12 protein-coding genes and 1 pseudogene are annotated in these 17,809 nt (G+C 63.5%); 12 read left to right on the forward strand and 1 reads right to left on the reverse strand.

Features of this window, described 5'->3' with window-relative positions; genetic code table 11:
• Positions 1-451 (forward strand): annotated as a pseudogene (locus tag J7U37_RS19945) (hypothetical protein); the annotation flags it as partial.
• 207 nt (positions 452-658) lie between these two features.
• Here J7U37_RS19945 and J7U37_RS19950 read toward each other — a convergent pair.
• Complete coding sequence (locus J7U37_RS19950) at positions 659-4,099, reverse strand: glycosyltransferase (protein ID WP_247636838.1); 3,441 nt, start codon at positions 4,097-4,099, stop codon at positions 659-661.
• A 430-nt stretch (positions 4,100-4,529) separates the two neighbouring features.
• Here J7U37_RS19950 and J7U37_RS19955 point away from each other — a divergent pair, with 430 nt between their 5' ends.
• The 11 genes from J7U37_RS19955 (at position 4,530) to J7U37_RS20005 (ending at position 17,808) form a co-directional block, all read left to right on the forward strand.
• Positions 4,530-5,627, forward strand: coding sequence for a hypothetical protein (locus J7U37_RS19955; RefSeq protein WP_247636839.1), 1,098 nt, complete (start codon positions 4,530-4,532; stop codon positions 5,625-5,627).
• A 443-nt stretch (positions 5,628-6,070) separates the two neighbouring features.
• On the forward strand, positions 6,071-6,937 hold the full coding sequence (locus J7U37_RS19960) for a carbohydrate-binding domain-containing protein (protein WP_247636840.1): 867 nt from the start codon (positions 6,071-6,073) through the stop codon (positions 6,935-6,937).
• Between the two features lie 336 nt (positions 6,938-7,273).
• Positions 7,274-7,522, forward strand: a complete 249-nt coding sequence (locus J7U37_RS19965) for a hypothetical protein (RefSeq protein ID WP_247636841.1) — start codon at positions 7,274-7,276, stop codon at positions 7,520-7,522.
• A gap of 504 nt (positions 7,523-8,026) precedes the next feature.
• Positions 8,027-8,890 (forward strand): porin family protein, encoded by an 864-nt coding sequence (locus tag J7U37_RS19970; RefSeq protein WP_247636842.1) that lies wholly within the window; start codon positions 8,027-8,029, stop codon positions 8,888-8,890.
• Between the two features lie 107 nt (positions 8,891-8,997).
• On the forward strand, positions 8,998-9,990 hold the full coding sequence (locus J7U37_RS19975; protein WP_247636843.1) for a catalase family peroxidase: 993 nt from the start codon (positions 8,998-9,000) through the stop codon (positions 9,988-9,990).
• A 275-nt stretch (positions 9,991-10,265) separates the two neighbouring features.
• Positions 10,266-11,507, forward strand: coding sequence for a Na+/H+ antiporter NhaA (nhaA, locus tag J7U37_RS19980; RefSeq protein ID WP_056184454.1), 1,242 nt, complete (start codon positions 10,266-10,268; stop codon positions 11,505-11,507).
• Between the two features lie 118 nt (positions 11,508-11,625).
• Complete coding sequence (locus J7U37_RS19985; protein WP_247636844.1) at positions 11,626-12,288, forward strand: TRAP transporter small permease subunit; 663 nt, start codon at positions 11,626-11,628, stop codon at positions 12,286-12,288.
• Positions 12,289-12,333: 45 nt separating this feature from the next.
• On the forward strand, positions 12,334-14,217 hold the full coding sequence (locus J7U37_RS19990) for a TRAP transporter large permease subunit (RefSeq protein ID WP_247636845.1): 1,884 nt from the start codon (positions 12,334-12,336) through the stop codon (positions 14,215-14,217).
• 78 nt (positions 14,218-14,295) lie between these two features.
• Positions 14,296-15,387 carry a TRAP transporter substrate-binding protein gene (locus J7U37_RS19995; protein WP_247636846.1) on the forward strand — a complete coding sequence of 364 codons (1,092 nt, stop codon included), beginning with the start codon at positions 14,296-14,298 and terminating at the stop codon, positions 15,385-15,387.
• Positions 15,388-16,559: 1,172 nt separating this feature from the next.
• Entirely contained in the window at positions 16,560-17,027 is a 468-nt protein-coding gene (locus J7U37_RS20000; RefSeq protein WP_247636847.1) for a GspH/FimT family pseudopilin, read from the forward strand.
• Positions 17,028-17,124: 97 nt separating this feature from the next.
• Entirely contained in the window at positions 17,125-17,808 is a 684-nt protein-coding gene (locus tag J7U37_RS20005) for a prepilin-type cleavage/methylation domain-containing protein (protein ID WP_247636848.1), read from the forward strand.
• Position 17,809: the final 1 nt, after the last annotated feature.

Raw genomic sequence — 17,809 nt, forward strand, 5'->3', positions numbered from 1 at the left:
GGTGTCCTATGGTTCGGCTCGGTTCGCGAGGGCTTTCGAACTCATCAATAAAACCAACCAGTTCAACACGACGGGGCGGCGGTGGTCGGCCGATGCGATCAAGGCGGCGATGGACGCCGGCATGACCCTGGACGCCTTCGAGGTTCGCGATCGCCTGACCAGCTATGGCCTGGTGGGGGTATGCCTGCGATCGGACCGGAACATCGACCAGTTCGTAATGAGCTGCCGGGTGAACGGCCTCGACGTCGAGATGGCTGCCCTCGCCACGATCCTAAGCACGATCCCCAAAGACGAGGCCGTAAAGGCCACGTTTGTGGAAACGCCGTCGAATCTGTTGTGTCGGGACCTCTGGGCGCGATGTGGATTCACTGTAGCCGGCGACGAATGGCGTCTAGACCCACATCGTCGTCCGGCGGCGCCAGCGCACATCCAGGTGACCTCTGCCTCCTAGACGCCCTCTCTGATTGGGGGGCGTGAGGCAAGCGTCTCCTGATTGAATCTTCTGGTTCCCTGCGGGGCATAGCATGAACTCCGACGGCCGAAACGGAGATCCATCAACCCGCCTGCACCGAAAGTGAGTCAGAAACTCTCTTGCGCGCCGATTGACGATCAGCGCCGCAACCGCCGCACCGCTCACGGGACCAGCTGTAGACCTCCATCACCCAATGTCGCCAGCAAAGCGAAACCATCGCGCGGCACCAGCATCATGCAAGTCAGCTTCAATTGTGTCGCTCATTAACGTCAGAGGACGATTCCAAGGTTCGACCAGCACATTGCGGTGCAGCTCATTCTCGCTCCAGCATGACACGTGCTCGGAAACTTTTTGAACAAGCGAAGGTAGTGAGTTTGCTGTTTCAACTTCAAACTCACGATGTGCCTCGATGCCGGAGGCAACGACCGGCAAACCCATCGCGCGGGCTTGGCCGATACACAGATTGTATCCTTCCCATCGCGAGAGGCTGACGAACAGATCGGCCGCCGCATAGAGCTCGGCCATCTCCGCGTCGGACACATTCGTAAAGACGACGATTCCTGCCGCGCTTACGTAGGCTTCATCAGATGTATTCCCACGGCCGGCCAGGACGAAGAGTGGTGAGGCGCCTTGTGGGTCAGCATGGAACTGCGCTTCGGCGGCAAGTTCCATATAGCTGTCGATGCCTTTGTAGTGACGCTCAGCTTCGCCAAAGCGCGCGACGTTGAAAACGACGAAGCGTCCTTCGAAACCGAACTTTCTCCGCAGTTCCCTACGCTCGCGTGACCAGTCATCGGACCAAGTCGACAGATGACTGTTGCCGTTTCGGATGACGATCGCGTCTTTCCGGTATTGTTGATCCTTGATGGTCTGCGAAATCGTGAAGACCCGACGCGCAAGCGGCGCGCAGAGCCGCTTTTCCCAATCAATGGACAGCCGCCCCTCTGCGTCAGGAAAAAGGTGCGGCGGCGGTTCGCCGTGATCGACGAAGTAGACGAACGGTCGGCGCCCGAGATACCGCGTGATGGAAAAGAACGGCGGCGTGTGCGCGATGACGCAATCGATGCCCGCGGTGATCGCGAAAGCGGCGGCGTCCCGTTCGTTCAGGCAGTCGACGCGCTCACAGCCGGGATACTTGATGTCGTGGCTGGTCTTCGGGCCGCCTACGAAGACGTGCCATCCGCGGTGACGCAGAAAGGCCGCTTGTTCCGCCACCACCATGGCCACGCCGTGGCCGAGACCGTGGACACGACTGAGAAGTAGGACGCGCGGCTGCCCCGGTGCGCTTCTCCGCCAGGGTTGGATTGAGCGCGGCGGGGTCGCGAGCTTGCCGATCTGCTGGAGGGACAGGTTCGGGTTATAGTAAGGGTCGTCTTGGAAGAGACCCGGATACCGGTCGCGGACGTAGATCGCCTCGCGGTTGTTTCTTGCCTGCTTGATCGCCGACTGATCGAAGCCGCGCGACTTCGACTCATGATGAAACAGCAGCGCGTCACTCACGTAGAGGTTCCGATAGCCGGCTTGACGTGCTTCGATGCACAGCTTCACATCGTTGAAAGCCACCTTGAGAGCGGGATCGAACCCGCCGAACGCTTCGAAAAGCTCTCGGCGAATCGCCAAACAGGCTCCCGTGATGGCCGACATCTCGCGCGTCACGTCGAAGGCATCCGCTTCCTTGTGGTCGATCCCGACTAGCCGGTGAGCGCCGACACCCTGAATGCCGAGAACGACACCGCCGTGCTGAATTGTGCCGTCCGGGTATAAGAGTTTTGCGCCCACAACTCCGACGTCTGGAAGCACCGCGAGCGACACCAGGTGCCGAATCCAATCGCCCCGGATGACGCTCATGTCGTTATTCAGGAAGATAACGATGTCACACGCAATGGCAGCGGCGCCGGCATTGCAGATTGTGGCAAAGTTGAACGGACCGGGAGCCGGAACGATCGTGGCTGTCCGTTCTGCCGAGAGCTTCGTCAGGTAGGAGATCGTCTCCGCCTCGACCGAGCCATTGTCGACGATCACGATGTCGAACGCTGCCGCAGGATAGTCTGTTTTGGTCAGAATACTGTCGATGCACTCCTTAAGCAGGTCGACCTGGTCTCTCGTAGGAATGACGATTCCGACGCGGGGCACACCGGCCGGCTCGAGGTTCGCCGACGGAGCGTCGGATTGCACCGGAGCGCCCTGCCGGATCGGTTCGTAGAAGAGCTCGGGGCTGCGCGCTGGAGCCGTGAGAACGTGTGAGAGAATTAGAGGGATGTGGACGACCTGTCGCGCATCCGCGTCCAGGAGCAGGTCGGCACCGGTCTGCTCGAGGGAACCTGTCCGGAGAAGGCTTCGCAGCAAAAGCTCAGGCGTCTTCGAGGTGACTGGCAGGCCGATCACCGACCCGGCGTAGGGAGTTCGGCGCATGAATTCCGGAGACATCGCCGGCTTGAAAACCGGATGGCATCGCGTGCCGGCTCGGTCGCAGTGATCGTGGTCGGCATAGGCACCGGTTACACCGTCGGATTCCAGTGCTAGCGCGAAGACGGTGCTGGCGTGCGGCCGCAGGGTCGAGGCGCCGCTGCAGAGCAGGAGCAGGTCGCCCTCGGACAGGGCCTCCAGGACGGAGGCAACGTCGGCAACGAAGTCGATCTCTCCCTGCTTGGCATGCTCGGCCTTGCAAGCGTTCCAGGCTGCGTCGCCGATGCCTGGGCCGCGCAGGAAACGGACCTGGACCTCCAGCGTGATCTGGTTCTGATATCCGGCGATGATCGCCCCGATGTGCGTGTAGCCTTCGGCGTCGAGACGGTGGAGACAGGTTATGTGCGACGCGACGATGGCCTTGGCGTCCGCTGCGACCCTGTCAAGATCGGGCCGTGACAGAGTATCAAAGGCATCCACCCACCGCTGATATTTCGGCAGTCCTTTGGCGGCGTTCCCCTGTCGTTGACCGATTCGAAGGTAATGCTCGATTGGACTTCGGGTGTACGTCGAAAATTCAGGATAGGTCTCGGCATAGAAATCGCTCTCGAAATCAGGGCCGGGGTCGCGACCTTCATCAGCTCCGTAATCAACGAAATGGTCGAGAGGGGCCATCCCGATCTTTACTACGTCTTGGTTCTCAGTAAGATAGAAGGTCTCATTGAAAAGTTTACTTCGTTTCAGTAGATACGTGAATGTCGTGATGTTGTCAGAGAGCCAAGATGGACGCTCGTGATCGATGTGTGGCGTCGACAAAGCATGGAGGAAGGGTGCGCGGCGTACCGCCTCGTTATCCGGATGCGCTGCCAAATACCGGGCTGTATCAAAATTTGGTCCGGGATCTCGATGTTCGAAGATGCCATATTCACAGAAGTGACCCAACGGACCAGACGCGAACTTCGAAACTTCAGGATAGGTTTGGACGTACCATTCCGGATCAAACAGGTTGGAATTTTCGACTGCCGCAACCAGCGCCGGGTCAACGGGTGGCTTCGACGCACGTTTTTTTCTGCCAAAAAACATCAGAAACGCACCTTGCAATTCACAATCAGTTCTGATGACTCGATCATCGGCATTATTCGGCTCGTTGTTTGGCCGCGCGAGACGTGGCTGAGATGTGCATCGGCCACATCCCCTTCGGCAACCCCAGTCGATCTGCATCCCTCGTATCGGTCATTCTGAGGCGTAGGCGCCGCGATGCCTCTTTAGTGCACGGTTCGACATCAGTTTCTCAGAGGATCTGGTCAACTCGGTGACGTTGGGGGGGCGCCGATTTCCCTCGTATGAGGATTGTCCACGGTGCGCGGTTCGGGCGGCCGTCGCCCGCTCTTGCCATAACGTCCGGAGGGTTTGAAGACTGGCCCAAAGCGGGCGCAGTTTGGGAGGCCTTGTAGTTTTGAGATTCCGGGTCATGACGGCGTGTCTCCGCTTCGGAAAGGGCTACCGATCCAAGATCACGCTACAGGACGTGGCCTGCTTTCGCCGCCGAGCAGGCTGCTCGATGTTGGGCGCCCTGCGCTGGCATTAGCGAGCGGAGCCGCCGCGACATGTCATCATCACCGGTCTTAAATCTTGAGTTCATGGACGTCGAATGAAAGCAATCTACACGGCCCGCGGCGATGGCCTTGGCACCCGGATGCTCTCGGCGCTCTATGCCCGCATCCTGGCGCAACAGGTCGACCTGCCGCTCAAGGTGATCTGGTCGCCGCTGGGCGGCGCGAGTATCTATGCCGATTACGTGCTGATGCATCCCAGATATCTGCTCGAGATCTTTGCTGATCGAGCCATGTTCACCGATCTCGATCCAGGTCTTCGCGGAGAGATCCTGACCAGCGAAGAGGCCGCGCACATCAGGCTTCGAAGCCTGTATTATTCTAGAGATGCGCTCGCCGGTCTGAGCCGTGAGGAGCTGCTTGCTGCCCTGGAGGAGTCCGAGGAGCTGCTCTACGATTTTCCAGGTCCGCTCATCGACTTCCTGTCCACAGAGGTCGACCTGGGGAGCGCCCTGGCCGCCGCGTGGTCGGCGGTGAACTGGAGCGCGCCGGTCCGTGACGCCGTCGGCCTCGTCGGGAGGCGTATCGACCTTCCGACCTGCACCGCGGTTCATGTCCGCCGAGGTGATATTCTCGACGTGGTCAATCGCGGCGACCTGGAGCATCTCGTCCATGACGGGATGGTTCAGATCCTGCAGCGCTACACGCCCTTGAAGGCGTTCTTCCGGCAGATCGACACGTCGAGTTTCTCGGGCGACATCCTGGTCTGTACGGAAGACGAGGATGTGGTGCGTCGATTCAGCGATCGTTACGGAAGGACCCGCGTCGCCTCGAGCGTCGGACTCGACCTGACCGAGAACCAGCGTGCGGCGACGGACCTGCTGCTTCTCTCGAAGGCTCGGCAGATCTTCGCGCCGGCCGTCAGCTTCTTCTCGCATTGTGCCGCCGCCGTCAGCGGAGCCCGCCTCACGAACACGGCCTGGGACCTCGAGGCGAGCATCGAAGAAATCCTGGCGTTCGTCGATCGGAGCGACACCGCGCGGTTGCGGCAGGTTTCGGCCATCGCTTACGCGGCCGCGAGTCATCTCGTCGCCGCGCAGGACCGCGACCTCGCGCTTCGGTTTCGGGCCCAGGCCTTCGACTTCGACGCGGCCTTGTGCGGCCGCATCCTGGGCGAACACCAACCCGCCGCTTGATCCGTTGCGGCCTGCACATGGCGTGTTCGGTGCTGGGTCCGCGCTGGCGCGGCCGTTCGTCCGGATACGGTGCCCGGCCGCCGATGAAGAGCGATCACGCCGGCCGGCGACGCATCGGCCTGCGAGAGGTTGGCATCACGCCGCTGATCTCCAGCAAGCGTGGCCGCAAGCGCTGAATCGAATCTGACAGGCACTGTGAGCGTACGGCGAGGTGATCGCCAGCCGCCCCGGACTTCCGTTGACGTGCCACGTGCGACGGCACGCCTATCCGCAAATACGCCGCAGCGATCTCCCTGGTCGCCGTCATCACCATTTGGTGTCGAACCGATCCAAAACCTCGTTTCAAGCTTGCAAAAAATTAATATTAAGGAATACCGTACTCACGATGATCAACTTGAGCCCCAAGCGTAATCGGGCTCGCAAATCAAAGGTTGTATACTGCCATGGCAGATACGTTTACTTTCCGTGTTTCGGAAGATAAGTTTCAGTTCCAGGCCGATGCAGAATTCGTGATTAAAATAAACGGCGTGATTTATGGGGATGTGCTGACCGCCACGGCGTCACATATTGCAGGCCGCTTTCAGGATTTCAGCTTTGCCGGCGATTTCAGCAATGCTCAGCAGATTTCCGTCACGTTTCTGAATGACATTGCTAACACCACGGGCGGCGACCGGAACCTGTATGTTGATAGTTTCACGTACAATGGCGCCACGGTGAGCGGCGCAAGCGCTTCCTATACCAATGGTGGCCAGTCTGGCGGGAGTACGGGTCTTTACAAGACCTTCGATACGGCAGCGTTCAATGTCAACGGGTTTGGGGGCAACACCGAAGTCGCTACGTTTACGGCCGAAGGCGTGAACCGGTTTTTCAACATGCAGACCGGCGGGCACTTCTTCACGATCTCGGCCGGGGAAAACGCACAGGTGCTGTCCACCCGTCCTGATCTGCGGCCCGAAGGCATCGGCTTTGGCGGCTTTGCCACGGACCAGGGTGCGGCGACGGAAGAGGTCTACCGCTTCTTCAATACGAAGACCGGCGGGCACTTCTTCACCACGTCGGAAGGCGAGCGTGACCAAGTGATCGCCACCAACCAGGACTACAGGTTGGAAGGCGTGGGCTTCTACGATTTCGTGGTGGACAAGGGCGCGGCGACGGAGGAGGTCTACCGCTTCTTCAACACGAAGACCGGCGGGCACTTCTTCACCGCCTCGGAAGGTGAACGCGATCAGGTGATCGCCACCAACCAGGACTACAGGTTCGAGGGGATCGCGTTCTACGCTCCGGACCATGCGGGCACGTTCGTCGTCTAAGCCGGGGACGCGATACCTCTGACGGGCCGGCGGGCGTGACGGCCGCGATGGCGCGCGATTGTCACGCTGCCGCGGCTTCCCGGCGACGGGCGGACTCGATGATGCGAGCCTGTGCCGCTTCCGCAATCGGCCGGACGTCAGTCCGGCCGATTGGGTTTGAAATCCAGGGTTCGGCGGTGCGGGCAACCTTTGCCTGACCGGTCCGTCCGTTACTTCACCCTCGGGAACGTACGGGTTTTTGCTCCATCCCCTCCCCTTCCTGCCCGAACGTGCAACGGTTATCGCCGCGCCGGCGTTCTCGCCTCCGACCTGCATCGGTCGAGGTCGTGGGAGCAGATGACGATGGGACGTTTCGGGTTGAGCTTGGTCCTGGTGGCCACTGCTACCGGTACCGCAATGGCTGCACCGATGGGCGCCGAGGATAAGGCCGTGCTGCAGCAGCAATGCGCCGGCGACTTCACCACTTTCTGTGCCGGGCTGCCGCCCGAGGATGGTCCCGAGACACAGGCCTGTTTCCAGAAGAACATGTCGAAGCTGTCGCCGGGATGCCAGAACGCAATCCAGGCCTACAAGAAGAAGGGCTGAGGCGGCGCCGGGGCCCTGGGCGATCGTCCAGGACCCCGCGTGATGGTCCTGCCAGTCTTCGCGTGAGCGACCTTCGGGCCCGCGACGTTCGAAGGGGCAGAGCAGTCGAGCGAATCCCTACAGGGCACGCCCGGCCGCCGTCGCAGGGTAGAGCCGACGCGGGTCGATCCATCCTGATCAACCTCCCGCTGCACTTGGTCTGATCTTGCCCGGACAGGTTTGAGAAGCATTTGGGAGAGCGACGAGGGGACGCAAACCCTATTCGGTCCGTGAGCGGATGGACTTTTGGATTTAATCCCGCTTCACGAAAATGTCATGCCGGATCGTAAGCACGGTTTTATGTTGCGCCTAAACCACGATCACTAGCGAAAGCGTGCGATTGACTGGTAAGTCGCCGCGATAGGCGTCGTCAGATCTATGCAGGCTCTTCGAGTGAAAGGTATGCCGGGTTTGGTCGGGCGCCGTCCTGCCAGCCCGGACGTCCTGAATAGGAAAGCCCTCGCGATGCTCAAGACGCTGCTCCTTGCCGGCAGTGCCGCTGCGCTTCTCACCAGCGCTGCCGCGGCCGCCGATCTTCCTCGCCGGGAGGCACCCCCGCCGGTGTTCACGCCCATTCCGGTGTTCACCTGGACCGGCGCCTATTTCGGCATCAATGCCGGCTACGCCTTCTCCGAGGATCAGACCGTCCGGACGATCGGCAACAATGGTCCCGGCGCTGCGCCCGTCGCGGCCCCCTTCAACACCAGCACGGTCGGCAACGTGGCCTCCCTGCGCCGGACGCCGGCGATCCGCTCGGAGCAGGAGGGTTTCACGGGCGGCGGACAGGTTGGCTATAATGTCCAGCTGACGCCCGGCTCTGGCTTCGTCATCGGTCTCGAGGCGGATGCGGCCTATACCGACCTGTCCCGCACCCGCTCGTACCTGAGCGCCCTCAACGATCCCTCGACCTTCCGTCAGAGCCTCGATTTCCTCGGCACCGTGCGCGGTCGCGTCGGCTACGCCTTCGACCGGTTCATGATCTATGGAACCGGCGGCTTCGCCTACGGCAACGTGAGCTACGACGCGCAGTTCTTCGGCAACGCCGCGGCCCGTCCCCTGGCCTATGCCGGCACCTTCAGCGACATCGAGACCGGCTACACCTATGGCGGCGGCATCGAGTACGCGCTCGCGACCGACAGCATGTTCAATGTCTTCCGGTCGAGCGCTGTGACGATGAAGGTCGAGTACCTGCGCTACGATCTCGGCTCACGGAACGTGCTGGTCAATTTCACCGGCGCAGCGCCCGTCAACGGCTCCTACACCAGCCGCTTCACGACGGAGGGCAACATCGTCCGCGCCGGTCTGAACTACAAGTTCAGCGGCTTCTAGGCCCTCATCCGAGTGGGCCGCCGAGAGCTGATCCTTCCAGGGTTGGCCCTTGGAGGCCCGCTTCGGCTCTCCCCGAGACCAATCGTTCCTGCGAGGCTGGCGATACGATGACATCGAACCTGTTCCGTCTCGGCTGCGTCGCCGGTCTCGCCTGGGCAACGACTGCGGTCGCCGAACCCGAGACGCAGGCCATCGTGGATGCCCTCTTCAAGGCCGGCGGCAACCAGCCGAACGTGCGCGGAAGCGGAGCCAAGGGCGTGTGCGTCCGAGGCAGCTTCACGCCCTCGGCGGAGGCGTCGGGCCTGTCCAAGGCCCCGCACTTCAGCAAGGACGGCACCGGGAAGCCCCTGCCGGTGACGGCCCGCTTCTCTATGGGGGGTAGCAACCCGAAGGTGTCGGACAAGGCCAAGCCGGTGACGCGCGGCTTCTCCATGCGGATCGGCGACCCGTCGGGCGACATGGTGTTCGTGTTCATCTCGGCGCCGGTCTTCGGCACGAAGACCCCGCAGCAACTGCTCGATTTCGCCACCGTGCGGGCGCCCGGGCCGGATGGCAAACCCGATGCCGACAAGATCAAGGCGTTCGCGGCGGCCAACCCCGAGACGACCCGCCAGGCTGCCTGGTTGAACGCGCGCCCGGTGCCGGCGAGCTATGCCGGGGTCGATTACTGGGGCGTCCACGCCTACACGCTCACCGACGCCAAGGGGACGGCGACCGTGGCCAAGCTCAAGACCGTGGCGGCGGCCGGCCAGCTCGGCCTCTCCGACGACGAGGCCAAGGCCAAGCCCGACGCCTTCTACGCCGACGAACTGAAGGAGCGTCTCGCACAGGGGCCGGCCAGCTTCGACCTTGTGGCCGTCCTCGGCGAGGCCGGCGACCCGACCGCCGACCCGACGGCACAATGGCCGGAGGCGGATCGGAAGTCGGTCAAGCTCGGCACCCTGTCGATCGCCGCCCTGGAGCCGGCGGCGACCTGCGACGGGGCCACCTTCGATCCGGTGGTCGATCTGCCCGCGGGCGTGGCCGGCCCCGCCGACGACCCGATGTTCGCCATCCGCTCGCCGGCCTACGCGATCTCGCTGTCGCGGCGCACGAACTGAGATCCGGCCTCGCGAGACCGGTATCCAGAGACGCGCCCGCCGCGAATGGCCCTCCAGGCCTCGGCAGCCGAAAGTCGCCTTCACCGCAGCGTCGGGTCGCCCGCTCTTTTCGGGCGCCCGGGATGCCGGGCCTGCGCATCCGCCTGGTCGATGGGCGCGACGGGTTGCGGGATACGGTCTGCCGATGCCATAGAACCCTTCGGGTGCAGGGTCCGGAGGGTCGGACCCGCAGGCTTCAGCGCTGGTCGGGCCGCCAGCGACGGAGACCTGCGCCCATGTCCCTGCCCGCGCCCCTACCCACGCCTCTGCCGGCGCCGCGTCGCTTTCGCCCCGCCTCGGTCCTGCGCAGCTTCCTGACCAGTGAAGCCAGCGGCGGGATGATCCTGATGGCGAGCGCGGCCCTGGCCCTCGCCATCGCGAATTCCGGCTGGTCCGACGCGTACTTCGCCGTCCTCAAGACCTATGTCGGCGGCCTCAGCGTGCTGCACTGGGTCAATGACGGCCTGATGGCGCTGTTCTTCCTGCTGGTCGGCCTGGAGATCAAGCGTGAGGTTCTCGACGGGCGCCTGCGGACCTGGCCGGACCGCATCCTGCCCGGCATTGCCGCGCTGGGCGGCATGGTCGCCCCGGCCCTGGTCTACGTCGCGGTCAACCGGCACTCGCCCGAGACCCTGCGCGGCTGGGCGATCCCGACCGCCACCGACATCGCCTTCGCGCTCGGCGTGCTCGCCCTGCTGGGATCGCGCGTGCCCGTCTCGCTCAAGATCTTCCTGACCGCGCTCGCCATCATCGACGACCTCGGGGCGGTCCTCATCATCGCGGCGTTCTACACCGCCGACCTGTCGCTGCCGATGCTGGGCGGCGCGGCACTCGTGTTCGCCGTGCTGTTCGGGATGAACAAGGCCGGGGTGAGCCGCCTGACGCCCTATCTCGTCCTCGGCGCCGTGCTGTGGTTCCTGGTGCTGAAGTCCGGCATCCACGCCACCATCGCGGGGGTGCTGCTGGCCCTGACGATTCCGCTGCGCCTCAGCCTCGGCGAGCCGGACGATCCGACCTCGCCCCTGCACACGCTGGAACACGCCATCCACCCGTGGTCCGCCTACCTCGTGCTGCCGCTGTTCGGCTTCGCCAATGCGGGCGTCTCGTTCGCGGGCATGTCGGCCGGGATGCTGCTCGATCCGGTGACGCTCGGCGTGGCCCTGGGCCTGTTCGTCGGCAAGCAGGCCGGCGTGTTCGGGGCGATCCTCGCCGCGGTCAAGCTCGGTCTGGCGCAGCGCCCGGCCCATGCCGGCTGGTGGCAGATCTACGGGTTGTCGCTCCTGTGCGGCGTCGGCTTCACCATGAGCCTGTTCGTCGGCCTGCTGGCGTTTGCCGGCCGACCCGAACTGGAGGCCGAGACGAAGATCGGCGTCCTGCTCGGCTCGGGCGCCTGCATGCTCACCGGGGCCCTCGTCCTTATCCTCGCGGCCCATGCCCGTCGCGATTCGGATGCCGGGACGCGCGAGGCCGCGGTTTAGACGCGGGCGCATGTAACAAAGACTGTAAAATCTCTCATCGCGTGCTGAACTCGGCCCAGCTTCGCGCTAGGAAGCAGACGTAAGGGCGTCGAACAATGACCCCACGAGGAGGACGCCCATGCTCCGCTTGAGCCACTGGATCGACGCGCTGAACGAGCGCATCGGCAAGCTCGCCGCATGGGCGATCGTGGCTGCGGTGATCGTGTCCACTCTGAACGCGATCGTGCGCAAGCTGTTCGGCACCTCCTCCAACGCCTGGCTCGAATTGCAGTGGTACCTGTTCGGCGCCGTGTTCATGCTGTGCGCCGCCTGGACGCTCAAGGACAACGAACACATTCGCATCGACATCGTCTCAAGCCGTCTGTCGAAGCGCGGGCGCGACCTCGTTGACGTGTTCGGGCACCTGTTCTTCCTGCTGCCGTTCCTGGCGGTGATGATCTGGCTGACGACGCCGTTCTTCCTGAACTCCTTCAACTCCGCCGAGGTCTCGACCAATGCCGGTGGCCTGCTGATCTGGCCGGCCAAGGGCTTGATACTCTTGGGCTTCGTCCTGCTCGGGCTGCAGTGGCTCTCGGAGCTGATCAAGCGCCTGCTGATCCTATCCGGGCGGATCGAGGATCGGACGAACGCGGGCGGCCACCACGCCGCCGCAGAATCCGAGGCTGAGCGCCTCGTGGCGGAACTCGCTGGCGAACCGGCGAAGGCCGCTTTCGCGGTCGATCCGAAGGCGGGTCCGAAGCCTGCACCGAACCCTGCGCTCAAGTCTGCGCCGAAGGCCTGACCGACCAACACCCCCCGCCCCAGTCCTCGCACCCACCAAGGTCCGATGCTCGCCGAGTTGATCGCCCACAATCTCGCGCCGATCATGTTCGCGACGCTCGTCGTGTTCCTGCTCCTCGGCTACCCGGTCGCTTTCGCGCTCGCCGCCAACGGCCTGCTGTTCTTCGTGGTCGCCGTCGAACTCGCGCCCTACGCACCGGACACGATCAGCCTGTCCTGGCCGCTGCTGCAGGCCCTGCCGGAACGCGTGTTCGGGGTCATGTCGAACGAGGTGCTGCTCGCGGTCCCGTTCTTCACCTTCATGGGGCTGGTGCTGGAACGCTCCGGCATGGCCGAGGACCTTCTCGACACCATCGGGCAATTGTTCGGGACCATCCGCGGCGGTCTTGCCTACGCGGTAATCTTCGTCGGCGCGCTGCTGGCCGCCACCACCGGCGTAGTCGCGGCCTCGGTGATCTCCATGGGGCTGATCTCGCTGCCGATCATGCTGCGCTACGGCTACGACCGGCGCCTCGCTACCGGCGTGATCGCGGCCTCGGGCACGTTGGCACAGATCATCCCGCCCTCCCTGGTGCTAATCGTCATGGCCGACCAGCTCGGCCGCTCGGTGGGCGACATGTACGAGGGCGCCTTCGTCCCCGGCCTCATCCTTTCGGCCATGTATGCCGGTTACGTCCTCCTGGTCACCCTGATCTGGCCCAAGGCCGCCCCCGGCCTGCCTAAGGACGCGATTGGCTTCCGGGAGGAGAACGGCGCCCGCGGCGTCTGGCAGCTGGGGGTCTTGGTCCTGTTCTCCGCCGGGATCGGCATGACGGTGATGACTCAGACCGGCACCAAGGGCGGAGCCGACTACGTCATCCTGACGATCTGCATCGCCACCGTGGTCGCGCTGGTCTGCGCGGTGATGAACCGCTTCCTTGGTGCGCAGCGCATTGTCGCCTCCGGCATTCTGGCCGCGGCCCTCGTCGCGCTCAGCCTCTACCTCCGGGCCACCGATGGTGGCACCTGGGGCCTGCTTGCCGAACTGGCCGCGGCGGGCGCGCTCTATGCCCTGGTCGTCGGGCTGGTTGAGCGCCTGACTGGCCTACGCCTGATCTCGCGCATGGCCCAGCAGGTCACCTTCGTGATGGTGCCGCCCCTGCTGCTGATCTTCCTCGTGCTGGGGACGATCTTTATCGGCATCGCGACGCCGACCGAGGGCGGCGCCATGGGGGCGCTCGGCTCCCTGGTCCTGGCCGGCATCAAGCGGATCCTTGACCGCAACCCGGCTCGCCTGAACTTTAGTCTCGTCAAGCAGGCAACGGAATCCACGGCCAAGCTCTCGACCTTCGTGCTGTTCATCTTGATCGGCGCGCGCGTGTTCTCGCTGACCTTCTACGGCGTCAACGGACACGTCTGGGTCGAGCACCTGCTGACCAGCCTGCCCGGCGGCCAGGTCGGGTTCCTGATCTTCGTCAACATCCTGATCTTCCTGCTGGCCTTCTTTCTCGACTTCTTCGAGCTGGCCTTCATCATCATCCCGCTGATCGGGCCGGCGGCGGACAAGCTCGGCATTGACCTGATTTGGCTCGGGGTGATGCTCGGGGTGAACATGCAGACCAGCTTCATGCATCCCCCCTTCGGCTTCGCCCTGTTCTACCTGCGCTCGGTCGCCGCCAAGGTGCCCTACATCGACCGCGTCACTGGCAAGCGCATGGAGCCGATCACCACCGGGCAGATCTATTACGGGGCGATCCCGTTCGTGATCATCCAGTGCATCATGGTCGCCCTGGTCATCCTCTTCCCCGGCATGGTGACACACTACAAGTCGAGCGGCACCAAGGTGGATCCCGCTGCGGTTCAGCAGCAGCTCGACAACCTGCAGGGACTGGGCGCCGGCTCCGGCGACGATGCGCCGCCGATCGATCTGGGTCCCCCGAAGATCGAGTGAGCAGGCCCGCAGGCTGATCGGTTCGGAGAACCGCACCCGCGTTCACAGAGTGCGACCTGGAAACACACGGAGGAAACCATGAAGAGACGCGAATTCCTGAAGAATGCCGGGCTCGGTTCGGTCGCCGTGGGTACGGTCGCCGCACCCGCCATCGCCCAGTCGGCGCCGGAGGTGCGCTGGCGCCTGAGTTCCGGCTTTCCGAAATCCCTCGACACGATCTACGGCGCGGCCGACGTGCTCGCGAAGTTCGTCTCGGATGCCACCGACGGCAAGTTCGTGATCCAGCCCTTCGCCGCGGGCGAGATCGTCGGGACCTTCCAGGCGGCGGATGCGGTCAGCAACGGCACCGTCGAGATGGTCCATACCGCCGGGTATTACTATGTCGGCAAGGACCCGACCTTCGCCATCGGCGCCGCCGTCCCGTTCGGCCTGAACAGCCGCCAGCAGAACGCCTGGCTCTACCACGGCGGCGGCAATGAGATCGTCAACGAGTTCATGGCCAAGCAGAACATCTACGCGCTGCCCGGCGGCAACACCGGCACGCAGATGGGCGGCTGGTTCCGTAAGGAGGTCAAGACGGTCGCCGACCTGCAGGGACTGAAGATGCGCATCGCCGGTATCGCCGGACAGGTAATGGCCAAGCTCGGCGCGGTTCCGCAGCAGGTCGCGGGCGGCGACATCTACCCGGCACTGGAGCGTGGAACCATCGATGCCGCCGAGTGGATCGGCCCCTACGACGACGAGAAGCTCGGCTTCAACAAGGTGGCGCCGTTCTACTACTATCCGGGTTGGTGGGAAGGTGGCCTGACGCTCCACTTCTACATCAACAAGGCCAAGTGGGAGAGCCTGCCGAAGAACTACCAGGCCATTCTTCAGGCCGCCGCCATGGCGGCCAATGTCGACATGCTGGCCAAGTACGACGCCAGGAACCCGGCCGCTCTGCGCCGCCTCATCGGCACGGGGGCGCAATTGCGGCCCTATTCGAACGAGATCATGGAAGCCGCCCTGAAGGCAACCAACGAGGTCTACGCCGAGATCTCCGCGAAGAACCCGGACTTCAAGAAAGGCATCGACAGCCTGCGCGCCTTCCGCGGCGAGGAATATCTCTGGTTCCAGGTCGCCGAGTATACCTATGACGGGTTTATGATCCGGAACCGAACCAAGAACTGATGCGGGATCGGGCTGAAGCGTTGCTTGTGACGTAGCGGTCAAGATGTCCCGGGGCCTGATCCGCAGGTTAGGACCCGGGACGCATCGTTTCTCCGAATCGACGATCCTGCGCCGCGGCGGCGCGTTTCGGTGCGGCAACAAAGTCGTACGTGCCCGCCCGGTTCTCGCCCTGGCCAGGCTTAGCTCCGAGTTACATGGGACTCCCTTACGCCTGCGAATGCCGATATCGCTGATATAACGCCGTTCTTTGCAGTGCTGCACCCTGTCGGGCGACGTTCTGTCGTCTACTGCGTCGATCACAGCGATGCCCCGTTGAGATTGAGGCCTGGATCGCGACGGGCGTGCGGACGCGAAACTCGAAACTGCTATCACGCATCCCAGGCGTGCTAAGTTTTCTCGACCTTGACGACAGCAGGGAATGCCCTGTTCGAGCAGGAGGCGGAGCTGCTTACCCACAACCGCCCGCGAGGTAGTGCGGGATCCAAGAACTGGGGGCAGCGACGCTCGGCCTTGCGGGAAAAATCTGAGTTCACCGGTCGCTTCGTCGTGATCTACTGTTTAAGCTTTGACGCGGCCGATGTCTGGACGACAGCATCGATGACTTCATCGCGCTCGCCATCGAATATTCGTTCACCGATCTGGCGCTTGGAGCCCGGTCACTCTTCCTCGCGGCAGGCCGCGGCTCCGTCCCCCGTCCCGTCAAACTTAACCTGTCGCCCTCTCGACGTTCGCAGCACTGAGCGACGCCGACCTACTCGAACCACTGACGGCTAGCGACCTCTACCTGAAACCGTAACGCCGGCAGGGCGTCGAGTGCGGCTTCGAGCACGTTCTGTTTATCGGGCAGCCGATGATTGTATCGTACACCGTGGCTCATTGTACCGATGCTCTAGACCGCCTCGGACCTGCCAGGCTTGTGTGGACTGATCGCGTCCCACGCAGAAAGCTAGCAATTGGGCACTTTAAGGTGGTGCTCATGCCCGGCACAGATCCTCTGTCTGTCCCAGCGGACGCCATCGCTCTCGACCTAAACCGTATTTTTTTCGAACACTACATCTGAGTGTCTCCCGCGACGCCTCGAATTCGACGCGCTTGGATGAGAGTGCTTCTTTCTTAATCGGATTTCCCGCGGCCGAATTTCCGCCGCAGGGTCAGGATTCTCGAATAAGCGCATGACACCAGTCGTCGCCTCCTCCCGCGAGAAAGATGCGGGCTTCAGTTTGATCGAGATGACGTTGGTCCTGGCGATCATCAGTCTGATCGCGGCGCTCTCCCTGCCGCGGGTATCGTTCTCCGGGAGCGCGACCAGCCTGCGGGTCAAGGGTTTCGAAATTATAGCCATCCTCCGAGCCGACCGCGACCAGGCAGTCAGGAGCGGGCGTCCAGTGACGAGCATAGTCGATTTAGCCGGTGGCCGCGTGCTGTCCAGCGGCGAGAATGGCGTGGTCGCTATTCCGGCCAACCTTCTGCTGCGCGTTTCCGGCGCCGCGCTTGACGGCATCCGCTTCCTACCGGACGGGCGGGCGTCGGGTGGGGAGATCTTCCTGATGCGGGCTGACCGGGCCGGCATCCTGTCGGTCCGAGTCGATCCGCAGACCGCCGCGATCGTAATCGACCGGGGCGCTCGCTTTGAGGAGTGACCGGAGTGCCCGTGCGGCACGCATAGCACAGCGTTTCCGCGCCGCGCCAGCACGGCCGTCTTCGGCCGGCTTCCTGCTGGTTGAGGCTCTAGCGACGATGGCGATCGGCGCAATAATCCTCGTCGCGGTCGGGTCGCTGCTGGGATTGATGTCTCGGCAAGCCGACCAGACGGCGGAGCGCACCGAACGCATGGATGTCGCCAGCCACGCTCTCTCCGCGCTCGCCCGCGATATAGGATCGATCGCGCGAGCGCGCTGGGCGGGTCCCGGCCCACGGAATTTCGTGTTCGCAGGGCTGCCAGATCGAATGCTGTTTTCTCTAGACCGCTCCGACGCGGATCACCCTCCCAGCAGCTTCGCAATCCGACTGCAGGGAACAGAAACAAAGGACGGCAGCGCCATCCTTCGCGCCGAGGCGTCGCTCTCGCCCCTCGACCGCGACGAGGCTGCCCTCGATTTTGCCCCCGCGCACACGATCTACATCGGCCCTGCCCCAGTCCGCTTCGCCTATGTCGTAGCGCCCAGTGCTGGCGGTCCTGAACTCGTGCTCGATGCCTGGCCAGGGGGCGAGGCGCTGCCGATCGCCGTGCGCGTTTCATTTACTGATCCCGCGAGCGGCGAGATCCTGTCGAGCCTTCGCGTCCCGCTCCGAATTGAGGCAGAGGCGGGCTGCGCTGCGCCGCAAAAATCATTTTGCAGCCGCTTTGATCCGCGCTCGGTCGAAGAACAGGGAAAGAGTGGTGCGCCGACGCGCAACATGGGCGCGACGGGGGGGCGCTGAG

The sequence above is a fragment of the Methylobacterium sp. 37f genome (genome assembly GCF_023093475.1).
Lineage (GTDB): Bacteria > Pseudomonadota > Alphaproteobacteria > Rhizobiales > Beijerinckiaceae > Methylobacterium.

Excerpts from the sequence above, each read along its gene's own strand:
- J7U37_RS19975 (WP_247636843.1), top strand. The coding sequence starts at position 8,998 with ATGACATCGAACCTGTTCCGTCTCGGCTGCGTCGCCGGTCTCGCCTGG.
- J7U37_RS20000 (WP_247636847.1), top strand. The coding sequence starts at position 16,560 with ATGACACCAGTCGTCGCCTCCTCCCGCGAGAAAGATGCGGGCTTCAGT.
- J7U37_RS19985 (WP_247636844.1), top strand. The coding sequence starts at position 11,626 with ATGCTCCGCTTGAGCCACTGGATCGACGCGCTGAACGAGCGCATCGGC.
- J7U37_RS19965 (WP_247636841.1), top strand. The coding sequence starts at position 7,274 with ATGACGATGGGACGTTTCGGGTTGAGCTTGGTCCTGGTGGCCACTGCT.
- J7U37_RS19950 (WP_247636838.1), bottom strand. The coding sequence starts at position 4,099 with ATGCAGATCGACTGGGGTTGCCGAAGGGGATGTGGCCGATGCACATCT.
- J7U37_RS19960 (WP_247636840.1), top strand. The coding sequence starts at position 6,071 with ATGGCAGATACGTTTACTTTCCGTGTTTCGGAAGATAAGTTTCAGTTC.
- J7U37_RS19995 (WP_247636846.1), top strand. The coding sequence starts at position 14,296 with ATGAAGAGACGCGAATTCCTGAAGAATGCCGGGCTCGGTTCGGTCGCC.
- J7U37_RS20005 (WP_247636848.1), top strand. The coding sequence starts at position 17,125 with ATGGCGATCGGCGCAATAATCCTCGTCGCGGTCGGGTCGCTGCTGGGA.
- J7U37_RS19955 (WP_247636839.1), top strand. The coding sequence starts at position 4,530 with ATGAAAGCAATCTACACGGCCCGCGGCGATGGCCTTGGCACCCGGATG.
- nhaA (WP_056184454.1), top strand. The coding sequence starts at position 10,266 with ATGTCCCTGCCCGCGCCCCTACCCACGCCTCTGCCGGCGCCGCGTCGC.
- J7U37_RS19970 (WP_247636842.1), top strand. The coding sequence starts at position 8,027 with ATGCTCAAGACGCTGCTCCTTGCCGGCAGTGCCGCTGCGCTTCTCACC.
- J7U37_RS19990 (WP_247636845.1), top strand. The coding sequence starts at position 12,334 with ATGCTCGCCGAGTTGATCGCCCACAATCTCGCGCCGATCATGTTCGCG.